This is a genomic window from Brevundimonas sanguinis, from assembly GCF_029636725.1.
Taxonomy (GTDB): domain Bacteria; phylum Pseudomonadota; class Alphaproteobacteria; order Caulobacterales; family Caulobacteraceae; genus Brevundimonas; species Brevundimonas sanguinis.
Window position 1 is genome coordinate 2,385,052 of the sequence record NZ_CP116770.1, and the last position, 22,449, is coordinate 2,407,500.

Annotated in this window: 21 protein-coding genes, 1 tRNA gene and 2 rRNA genes (1 of these 24 only partly in view); 17 read left to right on the forward strand and 7 right to left on the reverse strand. The window is 62.6% G+C overall.

All coding sequences use genetic code 11. From position 1 onward, the window contains the following. Positions 1–2: 2 nt before the first annotated feature. From PIB44_RS11785 to PIB44_RS11840, 12 genes are all read left to right on the forward strand, one after another. Positions 3–728, forward strand: a complete 726-nt coding sequence (locus PIB44_RS11785) for a GIY-YIG nuclease family protein (RefSeq protein ID WP_278069527.1) — start codon at positions 3–5, stop codon at positions 726–728. A gap of 886 nt (positions 729–1,614) precedes the next feature. Then, positions 1,615–2,208, forward strand: a complete 594-nt coding sequence (locus PIB44_RS11790) for a hypothetical protein (RefSeq protein ID WP_278069528.1) — start codon at positions 1,615–1,617, stop codon at positions 2,206–2,208. 107 nt (positions 2,209–2,315) lie between these two features. Next, complete coding sequence (locus PIB44_RS11795; RefSeq protein ID WP_278069529.1) at positions 2,316–3,191, forward strand: adenylate/guanylate cyclase domain-containing protein; 876 nt, start codon at positions 2,316–2,318, stop codon at positions 3,189–3,191. Then, the gene (locus PIB44_RS11800; RefSeq protein ID WP_278069530.1) at positions 3,188–4,900 is read left to right on the forward strand and encodes a ThiF family adenylyltransferase; all 1,713 of its coding nucleotides are present in this window, start codon (positions 3,188–3,190) and stop codon (positions 4,898–4,900) included. Before PIB44_RS11795 ends, PIB44_RS11800 begins: the two co-directional genes overlap by 4 nt. Then, positions 4,893–5,447, forward strand: a complete 555-nt coding sequence (locus PIB44_RS11805) for a Mov34/MPN/PAD-1 family protein (protein WP_278069531.1) — start codon at positions 4,893–4,895, stop codon at positions 5,445–5,447. The genes PIB44_RS11800 and PIB44_RS11805 overlap by 8 nt, the downstream gene beginning before the upstream one ends. 11 nt (positions 5,448–5,458) lie before the next feature. Continuing rightward, positions 5,459–6,385, forward strand: coding sequence for a TIR domain-containing protein (locus PIB44_RS11810; protein ID WP_278069532.1), 927 nt, complete (start codon positions 5,459–5,461; stop codon positions 6,383–6,385). Position 6,386: 1 nt separating this feature from the next. Then, positions 6,387–6,899, forward strand: a complete 513-nt coding sequence (locus tag PIB44_RS11815; RefSeq protein WP_278069533.1) for a Pycsar system effector family protein — start codon at positions 6,387–6,389, stop codon at positions 6,897–6,899. After that, positions 6,896–7,408 carry a hypothetical protein gene (locus PIB44_RS11820; protein ID WP_278069534.1) on the forward strand — a complete coding sequence of 171 codons (513 nt, stop codon included), beginning with the start codon at positions 6,896–6,898 and terminating at the stop codon, positions 7,406–7,408. The genes PIB44_RS11815 and PIB44_RS11820 overlap by 4 nt, the downstream gene beginning before the upstream one ends. A 172-nt stretch (positions 7,409–7,580) precedes the next feature. After that, positions 7,581–8,441 carry a hypothetical protein gene (locus tag PIB44_RS11825; protein ID WP_278069535.1) on the forward strand — a complete coding sequence of 287 codons (861 nt, stop codon included), beginning with the start codon at positions 7,581–7,583 and terminating at the stop codon, positions 8,439–8,441. Between the two features lie 283 nt (positions 8,442–8,724). Beyond that, a complete protein-coding gene (locus tag PIB44_RS11830; protein ID WP_278069536.1) occupies positions 8,725–9,978 on the forward strand; it encodes an ImmA/IrrE family metallo-endopeptidase in 1,254 nt (417 codons plus the stop codon). Positions 9,979–10,372: 394 nt separating this feature from the next. Then, positions 10,373–11,182 (forward strand): hypothetical protein, encoded by an 810-nt coding sequence (locus tag PIB44_RS11835; protein ID WP_278069537.1) that lies wholly within the window; start codon positions 10,373–10,375, stop codon positions 11,180–11,182. Continuing rightward, positions 11,172–11,714, forward strand: coding sequence for a hypothetical protein (locus PIB44_RS11840; protein WP_278069538.1), 543 nt, complete (start codon positions 11,172–11,174; stop codon positions 11,712–11,714). The genes PIB44_RS11835 and PIB44_RS11840 overlap by 11 nt, the downstream gene beginning before the upstream one ends. 8 nt (positions 11,715–11,722) lie before the next feature. Here PIB44_RS11840 and PIB44_RS11845 read toward each other — a convergent pair whose 3' ends face one another. Further along, positions 11,723–12,754 carry a hypothetical protein gene (locus PIB44_RS11845; RefSeq protein ID WP_278069539.1) on the reverse strand — a complete coding sequence of 344 codons (1,032 nt, stop codon included), beginning with the start codon at positions 12,752–12,754 and terminating at the stop codon, positions 11,723–11,725. A 460-nt stretch (positions 12,755–13,214) separates the two neighbouring features. Here PIB44_RS11845 and PIB44_RS11850 point away from each other — a divergent pair, with 460 nt between their 5' ends. Continuing rightward, positions 13,215–14,123: a HEPN domain-containing protein gene (locus PIB44_RS11850; RefSeq protein ID WP_278069540.1), complete on the forward strand. Its 909-nt coding sequence runs from the start codon at positions 13,215–13,217 to the stop codon at positions 14,121–14,123. Positions 14,124–14,846: 723 nt separating this feature from the next. Here PIB44_RS11850 and PIB44_RS11855 read toward each other — a convergent pair. Beyond that, on the reverse strand, positions 14,847–15,746 hold the full coding sequence (locus PIB44_RS11855; RefSeq protein ID WP_278069541.1) for an endonuclease/exonuclease/phosphatase family protein: 900 nt from the start codon (positions 15,744–15,746) through the stop codon (positions 14,847–14,849). A gap of 272 nt (positions 15,747–16,018) precedes the next feature. Between PIB44_RS11855 and PIB44_RS11860 the strand changes: the two genes are divergently transcribed. Then, positions 16,019–16,252: a helix-turn-helix transcriptional regulator gene (locus PIB44_RS11860; RefSeq protein ID WP_278070987.1), complete on the forward strand. Its 234-nt coding sequence runs from the start codon at positions 16,019–16,021 to the stop codon at positions 16,250–16,252. Here PIB44_RS11860 and PIB44_RS11865 read toward each other — a convergent pair. Both PIB44_RS11865 and PIB44_RS11870 read right to left on the reverse strand, forming a co-directional pair. Further along, complete coding sequence (locus PIB44_RS11865) at positions 16,209–17,462, reverse strand: tyrosine-type recombinase/integrase (protein WP_278069542.1); 1,254 nt, start codon at positions 17,460–17,462, stop codon at positions 16,209–16,211. The two genes, PIB44_RS11860 and PIB44_RS11865, sit on opposite strands and share 44 nt — an antisense overlap. Positions 17,463–17,697: 235 nt before the next feature. After that, on the reverse strand, positions 17,698–18,444 hold the full coding sequence (locus tag PIB44_RS11870) for a DUF5690 family protein (RefSeq protein ID WP_318035491.1): 747 nt from the start codon (positions 18,442–18,444) through the stop codon (positions 17,698–17,700). 400 nt (positions 18,445–18,844) lie between these two features. On the opposite strand from PIB44_RS11870, the gene PIB44_RS15180 reads away from it, so the two are divergent. Genes PIB44_RS15180 through PIB44_RS11880 form a run of 3 tightly spaced genes read left to right on the forward strand, consistent with a single transcriptional unit; the run spans position 18,845 to position 19,998 of the window. Further along, positions 18,845–19,213 carry a DUF4238 domain-containing protein gene (locus tag PIB44_RS15180; RefSeq protein ID WP_227157636.1) on the forward strand — a complete coding sequence of 123 codons (369 nt, stop codon included), beginning with the start codon at positions 18,845–18,847 and terminating at the stop codon, positions 19,211–19,213. Between the two features lie 7 nt (positions 19,214–19,220). Beyond that, positions 19,221–19,598 (forward strand): hypothetical protein, encoded by a 378-nt coding sequence (locus PIB44_RS11875; protein ID WP_278069543.1) that lies wholly within the window; start codon positions 19,221–19,223, stop codon positions 19,596–19,598. Then, entirely contained in the window at positions 19,558–19,998 is a 441-nt protein-coding gene (locus tag PIB44_RS11880) for a recombinase zinc ribbon domain-containing protein (RefSeq protein WP_278069544.1), read from the forward strand. Before PIB44_RS11875 ends, PIB44_RS11880 begins: the two co-directional genes overlap by 41 nt. Before the next feature lie 197 nt (positions 19,999–20,195). On the opposite strand, the gene PIB44_RS11885 is transcribed toward PIB44_RS11880, so the two are convergent. The 3 genes from PIB44_RS11885 to PIB44_RS11895 form a co-directional block, all read right to left on the reverse strand. After that, positions 20,196–20,272, reverse strand: a tRNA-Met gene (locus tag PIB44_RS11885). 57 nt (positions 20,273–20,329) lie between these two features. After that, a 5S ribosomal RNA gene (gene rrf, locus PIB44_RS11890) occupies positions 20,330–20,444 on the reverse strand. A gap of 82 nt (positions 20,445–20,526) precedes the next feature. Further along, positions 20,527–22,449 (reverse strand): 23S ribosomal RNA (locus tag PIB44_RS11895) (it continues 858 nt past the right edge of the window).

Consider the following 22,449-nt stretch of genomic DNA (forward strand, 5'->3'; position numbering starts at 1 on the left):
CCATGGCGATCGACGCTCGGGATAGAGACGCCTCCCAGTTACCTCCGTTCGAAACGGAGGACCTGCGCGCCAATCTCGCCGCCTTCCTAGATACGCCCTTTGACGATCCTGCAGGTCATAAGGTCAGGGTCGGCAACTACAAGTGGGGCGTCTACGCCTTCTTCGACTACGACGGCGAGCCGATCTATGTGGGCCAGACCAATGAGATGCTGCGGACCCGCATCCGCCGGCACCTGACCAACCAGCGCACGGACGCCGTCGCTATGTCGGTGCTGGATCCGTTCGAGGTCTACGAAATCGAGGTTTGGCCCCTTCCCGAGCTTCAGGCCGTCGGCGGCAAGGATGTAACCGCCAAACAGCGCCTGGACGCTCTAGAGCGGCTGATCACGGAACAGGCCGTCGGGCGCTCCAATTTCAAGGCGATCCTCAACGAGAAGGATCCCCCGCCCGGCCTGCTCGCTGTCGAACCCCCGCCCTCACTGCGCGGGCGCATCGTCTCCGATCGCGTGTATGAACTGCGGTCGCATCCGGACTTCCGGATCGCGCGTCGCGCCCTGATCATCTCGCGACTGGCGCAAGTAATCTCAGAGCGGAAGGTCCAGGGCGGCCTTCGACGCGTGCTTCAAACGCAAGCGCGGCGCCTCCAATGGCTTGCCGAGCGCCGCTACGAAGCGCTCGGCGGGGAAGCCTCAGTCGAACAGGAGACGGCGCTAGGCGCCGACGCCTAAGGCCTCCTAAAGCGTTCTGCGCCGGCAGCTTCGTAGAGGCGGCGCAAGGTCCAAGACGCATTGCCCCCGCGGTGATGCGCAGACTTGGAACATCATCACCCTCCTCACGCCCCCTGGTTCTGCGTTGAGTCAGATTGTTGTCAGGTCGATGTCGCCGACGCGCCAATAGCAGCCACTGCCTTCTGGCCAGACACACGACATTCGTACCCAAGAACGTTCAGTCTATCGACGGAGCACCACGCATCACCCGGATTCAAGTCCGTGGCCTGTCGACAGATGCGATAAATCTTGCCCACCGCCCTTGAACGGCGACGCTTCGACCCCATCATTGTGCGGTCGCGTGGTCTTGCCACCGCTACATCTGGGTTTTGCTCGACCCAGGGTACGAATCGCTTCAGTTCTGGGGATGGGTTAACAGGACGTGTGAAACGTCCTTCCAGCCGGCAGCGACTCGGTCTAGCGAGGAGCTGCGGCTGCGTTTTCGGGTTCACCCGACCATCCGCATAGTGAGGGGTAACGAGGGCTGACTGGCCGCGATAAGGCCGTGGCCGACCCTCGTAAGCCGGGAGTACGACGGCGCGACGCCGTCGAGTACGGAGGGAGACGACTGGCTGAACTTTGCCGGTGCAGGCAGGCCGCCTCCCCCCGGGACCGACTCGTTCGAGTGCGGCGGTCTGATCCTTAGCTGTGGCGCCCTCAGGCGACAACACCACACGGGCGGGCTCAGGTCGTTTCAACTCGAACGGGTCTTCATCGCCACGCGAGTGGTAGGGAAGACATGCCGCCGACCTGAACGACCCCACGATCCCCGATCCCGACGCCCCCGGCCGTCGCGTTTCAGCACGCGGGGATCGCCTGAATTCACAGCTCAAGAAAGGGTCCTGCCATGGCGGCCCACACCTGGACCAGCGCGCGTGCCGCCAAGCGGATCGCGGCGCGTCTGAAAGAAGTCACGACGGTTGAGATCAAGAACTACGTTCGCGACACCGACCTGTCCTCCCTGCCCCGCACCAAGGCCTATCGGGTCGATGGGGTCCACATCTATGTGGACATCAAGAATCTCAGCGAGATGCTCGGCACGACCGAGGTCGAGGGCGTCGTCTGCCACAAGCGGACGCTCCGGTTCTTCAATCTGCACTACCGAGCGGTCCATCGCATCCTCGGCCAGGTCGGGGCCATCGAGGTGGACTTCCACAACCAGCGCCTCCACGCGGTGGTCGCCAAGCCCTACGGCGACGAGGCCGGACGCATTCACCGCGCCATCGCCATCGCGCAGCTCATCATCGACGTCCTGGCCCAGACGGGCGAGGAAGGCGACGAGATCATTCCGGCCGCCAAGGTCCGCGTGGGCATCGACAGCGGCGTCGCCCTGGCCGTGTGCAACGGACGTCGCGGTCACACCGAGCCGCTGTTCCTGGGCCCCCCGCCAATCTCGCGGCGAAGCGCGCCGGCGGCGGAACGGCGACCGGCATCTATCTGACGAATACCGCTCGCGCGGTCGTCGAACTCGCCGACGACGTCGTTGAAGACAGAACGCCCCTGCCCCCTGGGGAGGTCGCGACTAGCCAGGGCGAAGCCGCTCTGGATGTGACGGCGGATCAGATCGTCAAGGCCTGGCGGTCGGACCTCGAGTCCAATCCGATCGGCAAGTTCACCTTCTCGGGCCATACGCCGCCGTTCTCCAACCTCGACCTCGAACTCCTGTCGCCCGCGAACTCGCGGCGTCAGGACGCGATGTCCCTCTACGCGGACATCGACGGCTTCACGGACTTCGTGGCCGCCGGGGTCTGCGACGACGACTCCGCCAAGGACGTCGTCCGCACGCTCCACGTCCTTCGCAGCGAAATGGACGCCGTGCTCCACAGCGACTTCGAGGGCCGCAAGATCCGGTTCATCGGAGACTGCGTGCATGGCGTCCTGGGGGAAGGCACGGCGCAGACCACCGACGAGGAAGAGAGCGTGAGCACCGCGGTGCTTTGCGCCGCCGGGATCCGCAGCAGTTTCGATCAGGCAATCCAGGCTCTGGAAGACGAGCACATCCTGCAGGCGGGCCACGGTCTCGGCCTGGCGATCGGCTTCGAACTAGGCCCGATTTCCCTGACCCGACTGGGCGTCAAGGGCTCGATGATCCGGTGTGCGATCGGCCGGAACGTGGTCGATTCCGAAGCGCAGCAGATGCGTTGCGCCGGAGACGAGACGGCGATCGGCCAAGCGGCCTATGACGCCGCCACGCCGGCGGTTCAGGGCCTGTTCGGGGATACACGCAAACGGGCGGGCCTTGTGTACGACGTCGCCGTCGATGAACTCGCCGGCCGGCTCGACGAAACTGCGAAGGCGTCCAAAGCGCTCGCCAAGGCCCTCACGGCCGGCACGGGGCTCCTGCAGTCTACCCCGGCGCCCGCCGGCGACTATGCGTTCGCCCCCCGGCGCACCGAACCCAGCAAGGCGGCGGGCTTCGCGTGACCATCTGGTACTTCACCGACGCGGCCCGGTTGGGCGCGGAGCATCAGGCGCTTCGCGACCTGGCCGGCCGCGTCGACTGGCTGTCCCTCAACGCCCCGCGACTGGACGGCTTCGGCCGGGTCTGCGTCGATATCGAGATCTCTGCGAACGAACGCGTCTACAACGCCACCCTGCGCTACCCGCACACCTTTCCCCACTCGCCGCCGTCGGTGTTGCCAACGGAACGGGAGTCTTGGTCCGGCCATCAGTACGGCGACGGCGGTGAGCTCTGCCTGGAGTGGGGCGCCGACAACTGGGTGACGGATCTCACCGGCGCCCACATGGTCGAAAGCGCAGAACGGCTTCTGTCAGGCGAGGCGCCGAAGCCGACCGGCGGGCTCGGTCGGGTCCCTAGCCGGCACGAGACGACCATCGGTCAGACCCTGCGGTCCCGCACCCATCGGCTGGTCATCACCCAGGCCTTCGCAGAACAGATGCGATCGTTGCCGGACGGCTGGACGGCCAACGGCAAACTCCTGTGGGTCGAGAACGACAAGCGTCGCTCCATCCTGCCGGTCCGCCTGGTCCCGGACGACGGTGAGGACTGGATCGACGCGTCCGTACCCAAGGCCCTGTCGGGCAGTGGCACGCTCCACGGGATGCGGGTCTGGCGCCTTCCGAGGGGCGTCAAAGCACCGAGCCCGGAGACGGCATCGGAGATGCGCGCGTTCATGGATCAACACAGCTATTGCGCGCCGTCCGACGACGCCGGGCTCCTCGACCTGCTGCTGACCTGGGACGACAACGGCGCTCAGCTTCTCCTGTTCGCGGCGGATTCCGACGAGGTCTACGACGTGGCGATGGTGGAGGCGCAAGGCGGAGACCGCCTGCCGACCTCCCACCGGGACCTTGCGACCAAAAGCGTCGGGATCGTCGGGTGCGGATCGGCCGGAAGCAAGATCGCCGTCGCCCTGGCGCGCGCCGGAGTCGGGCGTCTGGTGCTGGTCGATGACGATGTGCTTCTGCCGGAGAACCTCGTCCGGAACGAACTCGACTGGACCAGTGTCGGCGATCACAAGGCCAATGCGGTCGCCAAGCGCATCGACCTGGTCGCGCCGGGCGCCGTCGTCGAGGTGCATCTGAAACGCTTGGCCGCCCAGGAGGCGAGCGGCGTCGCCGACGGCGTCCTCTACAGCCTGCAGAAATGCGACCTCGTGGTCGACGCCACGGCGGAGCCTTCGGTGTTCAACCTGTTGGCCGGCATCGCGAGCATGAGCAAGCGATCGATGCTCTGGCTTGAAATCTTCGCAGGTGGTTTTGGCGGCCTGATCGCCAGGTCCCGTCCTGATCTCGACCCGTCGCCGCAACGCGGTCGGGCCGCGATCGAAGCCTGGTGCGCCGACCGAGGCGTCTCGCCGCCCCGGGTGGACCGTCCTTACGAGGCCAGCGACGAACTTGGCCCCATGATCGCGGACGACACCGATGTCTCCGTGATCGCCGCTCACGCCGCTCAGATGGCCCTGGACATGCTGGCGGAGACATCGCCCTCCGCCTTCCCGAATTCGGCCTATCTGATCGGCCTGCGCGAGAAGTGGATTTTCACCCAGCCGCTCCACACCCACGCCATCGATCTGGGCGGTCCCGACGCACCCTCCGCGGCTGCGGACCCCAAAACGGACGCCGACGGGCTCGCGTTGGCGCTGACGCTGGTGAAAGACTTCTGTGCTTAAGCTGACGATCCACCCCGACACGGTCGAACGCCTGTCGTCGGAACTGGCGCGCGCGGGTCGGCGCGAGATCGGCGGCGTGCTCGTGGGCGAGCATGTCGGGCGCAACACCTTTCGCATCGCCGACATCTCGGTTCAGCGTGATGGCGGCGACCGGACTTGCTTCATTCGCCGACCGGAGGCCCACAAGGCCTTTCTGGACGACTTCTTCAGCAGGACGGGAGAGGCCTACGAACGGTTCAACTACCTCGGGGAATGGCATTCTCACCCGTCATTCACGACGGAGCCCAGTTCAACCGACATCCGGCAGATGATGGAGATCGTGACGGACGGACCTGAAGCCCCGCCGTTCGCGGTGCTGATGATCACCCGGCGCGAGCGAGGGCGGGTCGCTTGCACGCCCTGCGTCTTTAGTCCGGACGGGAGGGTCGAACTCGCCGAACTCGACGAGGTGCCCCGACCGGAGGACGATCCCGCTCGCCCGCGCCGGGGCTTGTTCTCCCGGTGGTTTGGCCGCCCCGACAGCAAGCCCACTTTGCAGCTCATTTGAAGAGAGACACCATGTCCCTGAAGTCCCGGTTCGAGCAGGACGACGAACTTATCGATGCGCTCGCCCAACAGCGCATCATCGGCGATCGCCACGTGGCGGCAACGTTCGCGAAGGCGGGCGAACTGATCGATTTCCCCCCGGGCCGCAACATCATCGAACAGGGCGGCGCGGATCGCGACCTGTACTTCCTCCTTACGGGGAAGGCCCAGATCATCGTCAACCAAGTGAGGCTCTACACCCGCGAGAAGGGCGCCACGATGGGCGAGATGTCGGCGATCAATCCCCACATCGGTCGTTCAGCCACGATCGAGGCCGTGGAGCCCACCGTCGTCTGGAAGATCAGTCACAGCCGCCTCGCCGAAATTGGTGCCGAGCATCCGGCGGTGTGGAAGCGCATCGCGCAGGTCCTGGCCGAACGGCTGGAACAGCGAAACCAGTTCGTGAACCGCGTGAACACCCGGCCGCGGATCTTTCTGATCTGTTCGGCCGAAGCCTTGGCGATCGGCAAGGCGATCCGGGTCGGACTCGAACACGACGCCGAGGTCGTGATCTGGAGCGACGACAAGATCTTCGCGCCGGGCTCCTATCCGATCGAGGCTCTGGAAGAGCAGGTCGCTCTGGCGGACTTCGGCATCGCCCTGGCGGAACCCGATGACCTGGTCCTGTCGAGAGACCGCCTCTCCTCGACACCCCGGGACAATGTCATTTTCGAGCTGGGCTTCTTCATGTCCCGGCTGGGTCGACACCGGACGCTTCTGCTCGTCCCGCAGAACGAGGAGGTTCGCCTCCCGTCCGACTTCAAGGGCCTGACGCCCCTGTCGTATCGCACCGGCGCCACGTCTCGGGATCTCCCGGTCGCCCTCGGTCCGGTGATTGATCGCATCAGCGGGTTGATCTCGGACCTCGGGGTCAGGTCGTCGCTCATGGAGACCAAATAGGATGGCGAACTCGGATACGGACCTTCAGGCGACGGCGCTCGGCCAGATGGACCGGTTTCAGACCTTCTTCGGCCGCGTGGAAGCCAAGGCGTCGTTTCTGCTCGCCGTCGATCTGGCGCTTCTCGGATCCGTCGCTGTCGCCATCCCCATAACGGACCTGGCGTCCACAGCAGGAGTCACGGGACTGGTCGCCGCGATCTTCCTCTCGTTCAGCCTCATCAACCTCTATGCTGCCTTCTATCCCCATCTGAAAAATCCCCGGACGTCGTTGATCTACTTCGCCGACATCGCGGGGATGACGGCGGACGAGTACAGGACGAGGATCCAAGCCGCGTCGTCGCAGGAGATGACCGATGACGCCCTCTGTCAGGTCTGGCGGAACGCCCAGATCCTCGACAAGAAGTTCAAGCGCTCGCGATCGGCCTTTCTGCTGACCGCAGCCGCCCTGCCCTTCTGGATCACTGTGCTATCGCTCGCCACCCTTCGCGGCGGTGCGATCCCGGGGCTAGAATGAGCGAGTTGCGGGACACGATCCAACGCGAAGTCCGGGGCGTCCTCCATCAGCCTTGGGACACCCGCGTTGGAACGGTGGTTCCGTCCACCGACACGGTCGCCCTGAACGGAGGCCGCGTCGATCTGTGCGCCGTCATGCTCTACGCCGACCTCGCAGATTCCACGGTGATCGCCATCGCGAACCGGGAGGCGGCGTCCCGGCTGTTTCGCGCCTATCTCGCGCTCTGCGCCCGCGTGATTGTGAGGCGGGGCGGTGAGATCCGTAGCTTTGACGGCGATCGCATCATGGCGGTGTTTGTCGGGGCCGACGCCAGTACAGCCGCCGTGTGCGCCGGACTGGAGATCAATTGGTGCTTCCAGCGCAGTATCCAATGTTTGTCACGGGCGGCTATCGCCTGGCCCAGGCCGTGGGGATTGACGGCGGCGAGGTTAGTGTCGTTCGCGGCGGCATTCGCGCCAACAACGATCTCGTCTGGATCGGACGCGCGCCAAACGTCGCCGCGAAGCTGAGCAATCTCCGCCATCCGCCGTACGCGACATTTGTGAGCGAGGACCTGTTCCAGTCCCTGCCCGCCTGGCTCCAGTTCGCTCCCAACACGCCGGTGTTGTTCTGGGACAGCTTGCAGCCCGGAACGATCCCGGTCTCGAATATCAGATGCACCAGTTGGTGGATCGCTCTCGCATGACCCTAGCTGACGACGATCTGCGCGTACGGGTGCGACGCCTGTTGGAAGGCGGCCGGCGCATCGAAGACCTCGACCGCCTCTACCTAGGCCTTCGCGGACGCGCGCAGGGCTGTCCGGCCGTACAAGAGATCGGTGATTTCATCGCTCACCGGGATCGTCGCGAGAAGGGGATGATCACCCAGATCGGACGCGATGTCTTCACGAGCATTGACGTCTGGAGCATGACGCTTCGGAAGCTGGACGTGGGTCGGGACGATTTCATTCGCGCGGCCGAAGCCAATCTGCGGCTCGCGAGCGATGAGGTCATTCGCGCCGGCGTCGGCAGCTCTCGGCAGATGGCGGCGGCACGATTGAAAAAGGCCATCGCGAAGCTTCGCAGTGATCAGGCGCTCTCGGAGTCTGAATGGACCGTATTCTCCTATTTCGGAAATCGCTTCATCTGGCGGCCGGCCTTCTCGGCCCGGCAGCTCAATGACGAACTCGCGACCGTCCTCGTTCGAAACGGGCTCATGTCGAAAGAAGACAGCGCCCAGTTGGTGCCCGCCAGCGCCTTCCTCTCACTCCATGCCGTCGCCGCAATGCACGGGTCATCCATTTTGCTGGACAACGGCGCGCACGCCCGCCTGTTCGCCGGTTTCGCGAACAAGGACCGATGGATCGAAGTGAAGGTCGATGTGGTGTTTCACGAACTCGGAAAGCCCTCGATGGCACCGATCTGTCTTTTCCTCACGAACCTGCGCGCAGAGATTTATTGCGCGCCAGAACTGCTCGTCGCTTCGAACCCTGTTCTAGTCGATCATTGGGCCATGCCGTTAGAAATAGCGGCAGATGGCCGGCTAGCGCCCTTGGCGTCCTGAAGCTGCCCAGTGGTCAGGATCACGACCACCAACTTGCCTTTGCGGGTCTGCGAAACGGGGCCTTGCCCAAGAGAGTCCCAAAGCGGACACCTTGAGCAGCCGCCTTGAGTCAGGCTCGGCCATTCGACGTTGGCGCCAATGCGCCATGAGCCGACATTGAGCTGCGTCCGCTTAGTGGACATTCCGCTGCCTTAGCCAGCATGGCTAATCATACGGAACTTTAAGGCGTTCAAGGCGCGACGGGGCGGCATCGCGAGGAGGCGCCGGATACGCCGATCATCGCTTGATCTTGCAGCTCTCCGCGGTCAGCCTTCGGTCCGAACGGACAGCGGCCGAAGGGGCATATGGCATGACTGACGATACGGACGCGGGCCCCAACGAAGCCATCGACGGCCGGACGGCGGCGGAACTCTACCGTGTCCAGCGCCAAAGGGCGGACGGGAAGACGAACGGGTTCCAGGGGATGTCGCCGGAGGCCTTTCTGACCTGGGCCAATCAGAACCGAGGGCGTCTGGAAGGAATCGCGAGGGCCAACGGCGCCGAGGAGGGCGACGTTGAAGCCGCCATCGACGACTACCTCGAGCTTCTCAGGACCGTGCCGGCCGGCGCACCCTTCGACGATCTGAACATCACGCTGATCCTGGCCGGCGTCGTCCGGCGCGTCGAGGCGGCCTGCGCGCGCGGCGGCGTTCCGATCGGCGAGGGCGTCGCCTACGGCGCACACCCGAAGATGGGGATCGAAGCCAGCCAGTTGGCGGTCATGGGCACCGGCGCCAGCATCATCACCGTGAGCCAGGGCTTTCCGCCGTTTTGTAATCTGATCAGCAAGGCTGTCGCCTTGAGCATGGTCTCCGAAGCCGAAAGCCGGACCTGGGACGGAAATAAGGTTCGCGACCACCTTCAGAGCAGTCCGAAGCTTCGGGTCTTCTGGACGCAGATTCTAGCGTCCTACGCCCTCGACGGCTGGCCGCCGACCGACATCGAGACGCCCCATTTGGATCCGGCGCAAAGTTGGATCCGACTGCAGGTCCTGCAGGCGATGGAGCTGTTCGCCGTCGCCCATGAATATGGACACCATGTGCTCAAGCATGGTCACAGCCAGGGGACTGACGACGTCCGCGACCCCTTCAATGATGAGCACGAAGCGGACGTCTTCGCCCGGATGATCGGCCTGAATGAGGGCCTGAACAGCGAGCCGCCCAATCTCTTCTCCGCCTCAGGGGCCGGCGGCGTTCTGACGCTAGGCGGCATCGAACTCGTCCGCCGAGCGAAGGCAGTGCTCGAGACCGGAGCGGCCAATCCGCGTCCGCGCAAATCACACCCGCCGCTCGACGATCGCATCGTCCTGATCGCCAGCGCGGATGAACACGCCAATGAAAAGGATCGGCCGGTGTTCACCGACATGCGCGATTGCGCGCGGCAAATGCTGGAGATCGCCTGGAGCTTCGTCGAACCTGTCCTCGTAGGGATGCATCAGAACGGTTTCCGACCACAGGTCCCTGTTCAGGACATCGGCGGCTGGCTTCCCGGAGGGTGACGCTATCGAGCTCCCTGTCCCGAGTTCCAGCCCGTTCTTTAGTCACAGCTTGACCGAGATCAGACCCTCTCGAACGGCCACGGCGACGGCCTCTGCCCGCATCCGCACCCGCCCTAGACCCTCCCCCCCTTCAGAGGGCGTCGACGTTCAGGAGTCGGCTTCACGCCTGTTCGCCAGACAGTTCTCGGACGCGCCAAGAGCAGAACTTGGCCTCCGCGCGGAATACGGACGTTTTTCTCGGTGCATGGCAAACCCGCGCCCGTGGAGGCAAAGGTTGGTGTGAGCGTGAGACAGGCAGAAGCTCGCGACCCGCTTTTTTGCCGCCCCAAGACGCCGGCGGCCGGTGGCTTTCCCCCCATTTCGCCTTAAGGTCCGTCACGATACGGGGGGCAGGATGAAATTCTGGCAGCACAGACAAGACATCGGCATCACCCTACTCGCCGTTCTGGCGATGGCGGCGCTGGTTTCAGCGGTCATCCTCGCGTTCCAGTCCAAGGCTGCCGAGGGGGCGTTGTGTGCAGCTATGGGCCTCTTATTGCTCGCGTTCGTCCAACTCTCGCGATTCAAGCGATTTCGCGGTCTGGGATTTGAGGCCGAGCTCTGGGAAACCAAACAGGAAGAGGCCGCGCTTCTCGTTGACCAGACCCGCCAGCTCCTCGGCGTCCTAGCAAAAACCACGCTCACCGCCGCTCCGCGAATGAACCGCTTGATGACTGGCTTCACTCGACGCGAGCTTCTCGATCTCGGCGATCAGGTAGAGAGGCTACTGATCGCTGCGAAGGCACCGACGGCCGATCTGAAATCCGAGATCGACCGCCTCATCAGCGTCGATATGACCATTCCGATTACCAACCGAATTTCGCGGCGGGTCCGGACGCGGGTGGAGGAGCGTCGCAAGGCCGTCGCTGAGAGATTTGGCAGTCCGATAACCGACAGCGCAGGCTACGGTGAGGCCTTGAAGGCGGAGGTATATGCCGTCGGGTCTCACGCTTTCGAGTGGAACGAGCTCGGCGAAGACAGGAAGGCTTGGCCAGACGCAATCAGGCACCGCATTCAGTCCCTTGAGGGATTTGATGCGGTTGAGCGTGCCGCACTGGCGTCTGAGGTCGAAGATCGGTTGCTTGATCTCGATGCATGGACCACGAGCCGCTCTATCCGCCGCACGGACGTATTCTTCTCCGAGAGTCATTCGGATGACGGATGACCACAGGGAGCGAGACGAGGAAAAGTGGCTCTTCTACGCGCTAATCGGCTACTGCGTGACGAGATACCAATCTGTCGAAGACTATCTCGAGACAGTCTTTGCCGCCGCGATAGGGGTTGAGCGCGAGAAGTCCAACGCGATTTACCGAGTCGCTAGGGGGCTCGAGGCAAAGCTCGACATGATCACTGCCGCGTTCATAGGCGCCGATGACGGCCACGCTGCTAAGTGGGATCGTTTGTGCGGTCGGATCGCAGCGGCTGCGAGCGCCCGAAATCGCATTGCACACGCCAGCCCCGTTTTCCATGGGGGAGTTCACACGGTCATGTTGGGCGAGAACGAGGTCGTGAGCGTAACTCAAACCGAACCGGCTCGGATGGAGCTCCATAAGACCACCAAAGGGGGTACGACGGTCTGGACCGTGTCCACGCTCCGCGAGGAGAGCCAGCGATCCAGGGAGTTGTTTCTTCACCTCGTCGGCTTTGTCATGGAGCTGGAGGGGAAACCAGTCGGGGAACACCTCAGGGGCGGCTGAGCCGGGGCTCAGTTCATTTTCAACCGGTAGAGCACCACGCCGCCTATGATGGTCGCAAGTACGCTCAGCAGCACGGTCAAGGTCGCCGCCCAGAAGGGCTTACGCCACCACGGATCGCTGTCGCCGAACTGGACCGTCGCATTGGGCATCATTTTCCCGTGGGCCCACGACAAGGCCGAGAGACCGGCCAACGCAAAGAGCGCGAAACCTACGCGCTGGCGGGTGGCCTCGACGAGCGGAAGAACCGCCAAAAAGACGAAGAACAGGATTGCGTTCAACGTGAGCCCGAACCGGCGGTAGGTGGTGGCGATGAGGCTCTGCTTACGGCGAAGGAAAGTTTCTATCGCCTGAACTTTCCCGAGCACCCAAGTTTCCTGAACACCCTGCACGCTGATTTCATTGGTGCCGACTGTGCTGAGCTGGACCTTGACGTGCCGCATCACCCCGAAAGCGTCGGGCTCTTGTATTTGAATCGTGATCTCTCGGAGCTCTTGGAGGCCGTCTGTCGCGGCGAGAAAATCATCAGCGAACTTCATGATCGCCGGCCCTCTTTCGGCGTAGGTCACCGCTGCTCTGCCGACCGAGAACTCGCTCTGAATGATCGCCACCAGAGAGCGAAGGTCGTCTGCTTTAAGTCGGAGCGCGCCGAGAGTCGCAGTGGCTGTGTGGATTTGCTCCGGGAGCCCCGGGGCGCGAGCTACGCTCGTGCCCTTCGCATCATGGGGGAAGAGTTCCAAGGTACCTGCGGCACCCAAGGAGGTTGACCATTCGCCCCGGAAGTTTCCCGGCGGCATGATGTTGGCTTGGATAGCGAAGTTCCCGATCTCTGCCCCATCGGGAGCATCGGACGCGGTCCCGCTCAGATGCAGAGTCGCGCCGTCAAATCTTCCAGTCAGGGCGTGAATGGACAGGCCGAAACGATCATCTGAAAACCGGAGAGTGCCGGTTATCGCTCCCTCGACATCCGCCAGTTCAACGAAGAGGTTTCCGGTATTCGTGCCGAAAACCCGTCCGGCCCAAAGCCGCCCAATCGCCGCCATTCTGAAGTCTCCGCCCCGATGGCTGACGATGAACCCCTGCCTTGCTTGAGTCAAAAGCGGCTGGGGCGGAACCCCTCCGCGCCAGCCATGCCCGCTGCGCGCCGAGCCCGCCGCGAGCGGTCGGTGTTGTTGCTCAACCGCCCTGCCTCCGATCCTGGGTTGCAGCGGCGAAGGGCTCACCCTCCCAACAACGAACCTTCCCAAAGTCGGCAATGAGTCAGGTGTGGCCATTTGGAAAGGGAAAGGTGCGGGCGTTGGAACCTCTGCGTAGAGGCCCGAGACTTTCAGGCGGCGCCGCGACGGTTTCCGGCGAACCGGCCCTACGGCGAACAGACGACGCCCTATGGAACCGGCGCCCGCAGGTGCTAGCGTAGCGATTATAAGCGCATCAGCCTAGTTGCGCGGGATCGGGGCCTTTTCGACTCTTGCTTGTCGGCTCCGCATTTCGGAGACTCGGGGCATGAAACGTCCGCTGAGGAAATTGCCGCTCGCGAAACAGCGTGAACTCGACGCCGCCGTCGAGATCATTCAGGACGGGTTCGCCAAGGCTATCTCTACGCGCCGGGCCGACCGACTGAAGAACGGCCGCATCCTCAAGATCATCTTGTTCGGCAGTTATGCGCGCGGCGACTGGGTCCACGATCCGGTTGGGCGCTACTTCTCGGATTTCGACCTTCTCGTCGTCGTCGACCACGAAGACCTGACCGACTTTGAGTTCTGGGAGGACGTGGAGAAACGCCTGCTGGCCGAGCTTTCGGCGGGCGCCATGCGCACACCCGTCAGCCTGATCGTCCATAGCCTGGACGACGTGAACTGGAAGCTGGAGCACGGGCGCGGCTTCTTCATCGACATCGCCCGCGACGGCGTGGTCCTTAAGGACACACCTGGCGTGACATTCTCTGAGCCCCAGCCCCTGCCGCCGTCAACGGCGCTGGAAGAGGCGAAAGAGTATTACGAAGAATGGAAGCAAGACGCCGATGAGTTCTTGGCGACGGTCGAGTTCTGTCGATCTCGAGGCTTCACGAAGAAGGCTGCCTTCAATCTGCATCAAGCAGCCGAGACGATCTACCAAGGCCTCTTGCAAGTCCTGACCTTCTACTCCCCCAAGAGCCACAACCTCATCCGCCTCCGCAACATGACGGAGCCGCTGGAGCCGAAGCTCCGCGACGTCTGGCCCCACGAAACCAAGTTCCAGAAACGCTGTTTCGAACTTCTCCGCGCCGCCTATGTGAAGGCCCGCTATTCACGCCACTACCGCATCACCGACGAAGAGTTGGCCTTCCTCACCGAACGGATCGAGGTACTGCGCGATGTTGTGCGCGCAGCCTGCGAAGCTCGGATCGAGGAACTCCGGCGTCTGGCCGAGTAGATGAGCATGGCCTCGCTCGACAGGACCATCGCCCGCCTGAGCCGCTCCCTCCGCTCGCGCTCCAATCTACGCCCCGTCGTCCTCTTCTCTGCTGGCATTCTGACAGCCCTACTGGGCATCGGGGCCGGCCTGTCCAATATCGCCCCTCCTGCCTTCGCCTTGTCGCTTAGCCTTACCGGGGTCGCCCTCGTAGCGGTCGCCGTGGCGACGTTCATACTTCGGCCCAACGCCGCGAACGACAACTAAAAAACCAACAGCCCGGACGGGCGCGCGGATGATGTTTCTAACGGCTCGCGTTCTATTCGGCGGCGAAGCAAGAGGCGTCGTCAGATGACGTCCGACCTCTCTTCCTTCCGCCTCCGACGTTTCGACAGCGAGCGCAGGCGCTGTCCTGAATAGGGGCGGCAGCCACCCACTATCTTCCACCAGAGACTTCCTGTCTGCCTCTTCTGGGCAGGGTTGCAGGCACGCGAAAGGCGCGCCTGAAACCCTGCCCGTCGACGAGACCGGGGTAGCAAGGGCCAGGACGGAACGGCCGGAGGGGGATCGCCCGACCTGCACAAGCCTCGAACCTTGAAGGCTATGAACCCGTGTCGGCGCGGAAGGCGGGGAGACCGGCCGGTCTGGCGGCGCAGCCGCGCATCCTGGCCCGCGCGAGGGCGGAGCCCTTAGATCTGCGGCGCCACAGGCGCTGCTATCGGCGAGATCGGCGGCGTTTGCAGGTCAACCCCGGATTCTCACCGAAACGGGGCAATGGTCCGACGGGTGGTCGGCTTCAGGCGCGTCGTAGGTGTACTCCTCAAAGGAATCCGGCTCGATCCGGGCGGCCGCCTCACGCCCGGCGACGATATGGTCGATGAACTCGCGATAGCGGGCTTTGCATGCGGCCGGCCGGCCGCCAGCCGCCTGGACAAGCGCCGCCGCATCAGGGTCGCCGTCATTGATTTCAGCGAAGAAGGCGTCGTTGCGGCTGGCGATCCGTCGGTTCCAGTCGCCGAGTACGACAAACGCCTCTCCGGCCCGCGCACGGCTATTGATCCAGCCCTCCAGAACAGGCGCTTGATCAAACAGGATAGGACAATCGGGATCTGAAGCCGCGCGCCCGGAATTGCAGCCGGCCTTCAGGTGGACCGCCAGGAGACGCAATGGGCGGTCGCGCCCGACCGTGATGTCCACGCCCCACCGCAGATTGGGATTGCCGAGCGCTAGCGCCGAAAGGTCCTCGTTCCGGCGCCAGGCCACACCCTTGCGGACGGCGAAGCCGACCGACTGGTTCTGGATATTGAGACCCGGCTTACCGCGGCATCCCCCGCCCGTCCCGCTGGCCGGACGCGACGAAAAGACGATGTCATACTTTGCCGGATCGAAGACCCTGCGCGCGGCCGCCTCGCTCTGGACCTCTTGGAAGGCGATCACATCGGCGTTCAGGGCATCGGCATGACGGCGCAGAAGGGCGTAGTCCGCGTCTTTGCGGGGCCGGCATCCCTCCCCGTCTCTCTCCGCCAGGTGCTCGATGTTCCAGGTCGCCACCTTGAGCGCCCCTTTGGGCTCAGGCGAAGGCATGCCGGCGCAGGCCGACAGGAGAACGGCGGCGGTCAGGGCGAGTGATATCTGGATCTTCATACCGGCACTCCTAAGCCCGGACGCCGCTGACGCAAAGCTTGGGCCAGATCGACGGAACTGTGATCGTACGCAGCCCCAACAGGGCTGTCCCACGCCCTTCGCTTCGCACCACTGTGCGCATGCGTCGACCCGCAGCCTGGCGGGCGCAAGGCTGACGGCTGGCCGCTCCTTCAGCTTTCGCCTTCGATTCCCTCAGGCTTTTAAGGAGAGCGACGATGAACCGGTCCGACCCTCCGCTGACGCGGTCGATCAGAAAGGCGCAGCTGCTTCAGATGGTGCCCCTGGCGGACAGCACCATCTGGGAAATGGAACAGCGAGGCGAGTTCCCGAAGCGCTTCCTTCTGACACCGCGATGCGTCGTCTGGGATCTGGCGGAGGTCGAGGCCTGGCTGGCGTCGCGGCGGCGGCGGCCGATCCGCCCAGCGCCGCCTCCCGATGTGCGCAAACGCATCTCCCGCCCGGTCAGAGACGCGGATCGAAACGGGGTCCTTCCGTTTCGGGGATAGAGAGCGCAGGGGTCCATGAACGGCCTGCCTCCCAGGCGTCGACGGCATTCGACCATTCCTGAGCCATGTGCCGTCTCTGCATCTCGAACTCGGCTTTGTTGTAAACGCCCCGCGATGACCGCTCCTCATGGGCGAGACACTTCTCGATCCAGTCCGAGTTGAAGCCCATCTCGTGCAGCAGGGTCGAGGCCGTCCGCCGGAGGTCGTGAACGGTGAAGGGCTCGAGCGGCAGGTCCTGCTCCCGGGCACGCTCCGCGATAGCCATGGTCACCCGGTTGAAGGTCGCCCGGGACATGGGCGCGTCGGCGTCGTAGCGCGACGGCAGGATGTAGCGGGAGTTTCCAGAACAGGTCTTCAGAGCGATCAGGATGTCGAGCATCTGGGTCGACAGATAGACGTTGTGGGGGCGCGACCGCTTCATCCGTTCCTTAGGGATGGACCAGACCGCGTTGTCGAAGTCCACCTCGTCCCAGGTCCCATCCTGCAGCTCGCTCTTGCGGACCATGCTCAGCAGGATGAACTTCAGGCCCAGACGGATCGTCGGAAGGGTCGCGACCTCCCCGAGCAGCCCGAGCATGATCCGGATCTCGGACGGCGACAGCGACCGGTCACGAGGACGAAAGCGCGCGATCGCCGCGGGCGCCACGCCGTCGGCTGGATTATCAATCTTCTCGCCATGGAGGATGGCCCAGGCATAGATCTGCTTGACGATGTCCCGGACGTGGATGGCCGTGGCGGGCGCGCCCCGCTCCACGATGGACTTGCAATGGGCGCGCAGGTCGTCCGGCGTGATCTCGGTGAGCAGCCGGTTGCGCCATTGCGGCAGGACCTCCCTGTTGAAGATGGACCGCCGCATGTTGCGCGTGCTGTCCGCCATGGGCGCCTCGTCCATCCACTTCTGCGCCACATGGGCGAAGTCGCGAGCCTCCCGGAGCCGTCTTTTGGCGCGCTGTTTTTCTAGAGCTGGAGACACGCCGTCGGCGATCATCCGCTTGGCTTCGATGAGCTTCTCCCGGGCCCTGGCGAGCGACAGGCCGGTCAGCCCGTAGGACCCGAAAGTGACCGTCTCGCGCCGCCCGTTGAAGCGGTAGTCGTACTTGAACGCGATGCCTCCTGACGGTGTTACGAGCACGTAAAGACCGTCTCTGTCGGTCTTTTTATACGCCTTTGATTTTCCTCGCGTATTCCTCAGTTCTGCATCGGTAAGCATGCCATTTCCCCTTCCAAAAGACCGTCAGGCGGTTTCAGGGTCCTCAAAGGTCGTTTTTCGTAAACAATTCAGAAGCTTGTTTCGAAAAAAAGACCGTCAGAACGCCCTTAATGGGGTGACGGTATGAATCAGGGGCGGCTGAGGCAACGGACGCGAGACCGTCAGGAAAGCCGTCATCACAAAAAAGAGACCCTCCGAAAGGCTTCGAAGGGTCTCGTAAAAATTCACTTTTACGTCAGTGACTTATCGGCACCTTCTCAAGCGATCTCGAAAGGTGCCGAAAGGCCTGAATTATTCCCAGGCCGTAATCGGCCAGGAAACGTCGCCGCTCATCCTTGTTCATCGGCGCGCGGCGCACACGTTCGCGCTCGTCGTCTGCGCTGGGGCCCGGCAGTTGCGTCAGCCCCCAGACCGAGAGCAACAACAGGGGCATGAAGACCGCACCCGCCGCCGCCGGCATCCACAGGTCGCTGATCCCCGCCTGAAGCAGCAGCTTGCCGACCGCCTTCACCACGCCTGACGACAAGATGAAGCTGGCGCACAACACAGCGCCCAGAACGTCGGACACGCGCCGCCCTTCCATATAGGCGAACACCAACCCCCAAATCAGACCCAGCGGCAGGCCGTTGAAGAACAGAGCCGCCACATTCCACGGCGCCGGGATCAGGGCGAAAGCGACCAGCGCCAGCCATGAGGCGCCAATCAACATCAGGATGGCCCGGCCGCGTCCTTGACCGTCCGCCTCGGCGATCACCTTGACGCCGATCCATTTCGACAGAGCGTAGCCGATGACCTGAGCGATCACGAGGGCGACCTTGTAATCCAGTACGAACGCCCAGCCTTCCACCCCTTCGAAAGTCGCCGCCGAGAACGGCTTGTGGAAGGCGTACATGGAGAAATAGGCGCAGAAGCCGGCTAGACCGGCAAACAGGGAAAAACCAATTGGTCCCGCGTTCTTTAATCTCTGCGCCAGCGCTTGCATGTCCACATCCCCACGCCTCAATGAGAAATCTGGACTAGACCAATTACACTGCAGCTTAATGACAGAGAGGAGACGCGCTCTCTTGATCTCCTTTCTTCCTCTCCGGCATGGTCGCCAGATTTCGATGATTCCATGTAGACTTGGGTGCATCGTCTCCCAGACGAGGGATCGACGGCGCAGTCGCAGCCATAATGCCTTTCCGCTTACACGCCTCTTCCCTGAAGCGGACCAACCGTGCTTCCGCGTTGAGTCAGGTTTAGCCCTTCGCAAAGCGCCAGAAGCGGTCATGCGAGCACCGCCGATTATCTGACATTTAGAGATTACAGGACTGGAAATCCAGTTCGAGGCTCGTAGCCAAAGTCCATCCGTCGATACCCTAAGGCCCGTTCGGGGGTGAGCGATGTCAGGCAAGAAGCAGCACTTCATTCCCCAGTCGCTACTTCGCGGTTTCGGGACAGAGACGCGGACCGGCCACCGCCTCTGGGTGCATCACCGAAACCGTGGGACGTTCGAGGCCAATGTCCAGGACGTCGCCGCGTCCCGATTTTTCTATTCCGAGCCGCGAGCGGAGGGTGCGCCGGAAACTCTGGATGATCAGATCACCGCTTACGAAAGCCGACTGGCCGATCTCCTGAAGTGGCTCAAGGTCGCGCCGGAGGGAAACTCGTCGACGACGCCCAAGCTAGGGAGGTCGTGGCGGATCCGGCGTTTCGAACCGAAGCGACGCGGGACGTCGTTGGCGAGGCCATGCTCTCGACCCAGCGGTTGAAGGTCTGATGGCCACGCCATCCATGATGCTCGCCTATGTCGGTGCCGACCGGGACAAGCCAGGCGAACGGTTCGAGAGCTTCCTCGAGATCATGCGCGCGGCCCCCCGGTGGACGAAAGCCGTCGGCGGCACGCGGCCGCGCCAGCTGCGAAAGCGCCTGTTCGCCGAGGTGCGGCGCGATCCAATGCGTTTCGCCGGTGGGATAATGGAGGAGAAGCGGCGCGAAACCGAGTTCCTCCTAGGTGAGCACCGGGCGCTCGCCAAAGAAGCGCACACAGACGCGCTCAGCGAGGACGTCGTCTCTGCTGCGTGGATGCCGAGGCGAGGTTTCCGCTCTACGGATCGTGCCGGAAGACCTCTGGATCAAGGTGCGCGCCCGTTATGAAGAAAACCGGCTATCGTCGCTGGCCTCGGTGCGACCCAGGCATCTTCTCAGCGGCAAGCTGACCTACGGCTGCTGTGCGGGCCCGATGATCCGTAGCGGTTCCGAGCAGAGATTTGTCTGTTCCTGGCGACGCGAGCGCGGTCCGGCCGCCTGCGACAACGGTCGAGGCGTGAAGGGCGCCGACATCGCCAACCGGGTCCGGGCGGCCCTTAGGGATCGCCTGCTGATCGATCAAGTGGCCGACGGCGTCCTGAACGGTCCGGCGATCAAGGACAGGCTGGCTACCCTTGAGACCCAGCGCACGACGCTAGAAGCCGAACTGGCGCACGAAGAAGCGCCTTCGCCGGTAGCCTGCACCCTGGGATCGCCGGACACTATCGCCGCGTCGTCGGCGACCTAGCCCAGGCGCTGCATCGGAGCGACAGTGAAGCGGCCCCAGAGGCTCGGGATCTGGTGCGCCGGCTGATCGCGACGGTGGCGGTGACGCCGGTGCCGGAACGGAACCAGTATGGGGCTGACCGTAAAAGGACAAATTTCGGGCCAGGAATTTGGGCAAAGAAAAGCCCGCTATCCAGTTGGAATAGCGGGTTAGAATCTTGGGTGCGGGAGCAGGATTTGAACCTGCGACCTTCAGGTTATGAGCCTGACGAGCTACCGGGCTGCTCCATCCCGCGGCAAGGCGGCGTGTAAAGGAAGAAGGGTTCGAGATATCATTCATGTGTGTCGGGTAGACCCGGCGGCGACCTACTCTCCCGCGCCTTAAGACGAAGTACCATCGGCTCTGGAGGGCTTAACGACCGAGTTCGGAATGGGATCGGGTGGGGAACCTCCGACAGAGCCACCAGGTCAACCCGACACACACGAATGAAATGAGAAGATATCGTTTTTTGTTTTCGACACGTAAAAATCGAATGAGTTTTGCTGAGAAACGATCAAGCCGATCGGATTATTAGTACCAGTAAGCTTCACACGTCACCGCGCTTCCACACCTGGCCTATCAACGTGGTAGTCTTCCACGATCCTCAGCGAAGCCTTGTTTTGAGGTTAGTTTCCCGCTTAGATGCTTTCAGCGGTTATCTATTCCATACTTAGCTACCCTGCTGCGCGGCTGGCGCCACGACAGGTCCACCAGAGGTATGTCCATCCCGGTCCTCTCGTACTAGGGACAGATCCTCTCAAGCTTCGAACACCCACGGCAGATAGGGACCAAACTGTCTCACGACGTTCTGAACCCAGCTCACGTACCACTTTAAACGGCGAACAGCCGTACCCTTGGGACCTGCTCCAGCCCCAGGATGTGATGAGCCGACATCGAGGTGCCAAACTTTGCCGTCGATATGGACTCTTGGGCAAAATCAGCCTGTTATCCCTAGAGTACCTTTTATCCGTTGAGCGATGGCCCTTCCACGCGGGACCACCGGATCACTATGGCCGACTTTCGTCTCTGCTCGACTTGTCAGTCTCGCAGTCAGGCTAGCTTATGCCATTGCACTCGACGACCGATTTCCGACCGGTCTGAGCTAACCATCGCGCGCCTCCGTTACACTTTGGGAGGCGACCGCCCCAGTCAAACTACCCACCACGCCATGTCCCGGGACCGGATAACGGCCCTCGGTTAGACGTCAACGACAGTAAGGGTGGTATTTCAAGGATGGCTCCACCAGAGCTGGCGCCCCGGTTTCATAGCCTCCCACCTATCCTACACATACGGTCGCTAACGCCAAGGCGAAGCTATAGTAAAGGTTCATAGGGTCTTTCCGTCTGACCGCGGGAACCCCGCATCTTCACGGGGAATTCAATTTCACTGAGCCTGTGCTGGAGACAGTGGGGAAGTCGTTACGCCATTCGTGCAGGTCGGAACTTACCCGACAAGGAATTTCGCTACCTTAGGACCGTTATAGTTACGGCCGCCGTTTACCTGGGCTTCAGTTCGGAGCTTTCACTCCTCCCTTTAACCTTCAGGCACCGGGCAGGCGTCAGACCCTATACGTCGCATTGATGCTTCGCAGAGCCCTATGTTTTTGCTAAACAGTCGCTACCCCCTGGCTTGTGCCACTCAGTCCTGGTTGCCCAGGGTGAGTCACGCTTATTCCGAAGTTACGCGTGCAATTTGCCGAGTTCCTTCAGCACAGTTCTCTCAAGCGCCTTGGTATGCTCTACCTGACCACCTGTGTCGGTTTCGGGTACGGTCTCTGCTGGAGTTATTTCCAGGGACGACGCCACCGCCGGGAACAATCCAATAAGCCCCGACGACTTATGCCATCCGTCACTTCCAGCTGGTGCAGGAATATTTACCTGCTTCCCATCGACTACGCTTTTCAGCCTCGCCTTAGGGGCCGACTAACCCTGCGCAGATTAGCTTTACGCAGGAACCCTTGGTCTTTCGGCGACAGTGTTTCTCACACTGTTTATCGTTACTCATGTCAGCATTCTCACTTCCGATACCTCCAGCCAACCTCACGGTTGACCTTCACAGGCTTACGGAACGCTCCGCTACCGCTTGCAGTAAACTGCAAACCCATATCTTCGGCGCATGGCTTTAGCCCCGTTACATTTTCCGCGCAGGATCGCTTGATCAGTGAGCTGTTACGCTTTCTTTAAAGGATGGCTGCTTCTAAGCCAACCTCCTGATTGTCAAAGCAATCCCACATCGTTTCCCACTTAGCCATGACTTGGGGGCCTTAGATGATGGTTAGGGTTGTTTCCCTTTTCACGACGGACGTTAGCACCCGCCGTGTGTCTGCCCGATAGTACTCCTGGGTATTCGGAGTTTGGTTAGTATTGGTACCGCTCGCGCAGCCCGCAACCATCCAGTGCTCTACCCCCCAGGGTATTCGTCGGACGCTCTACC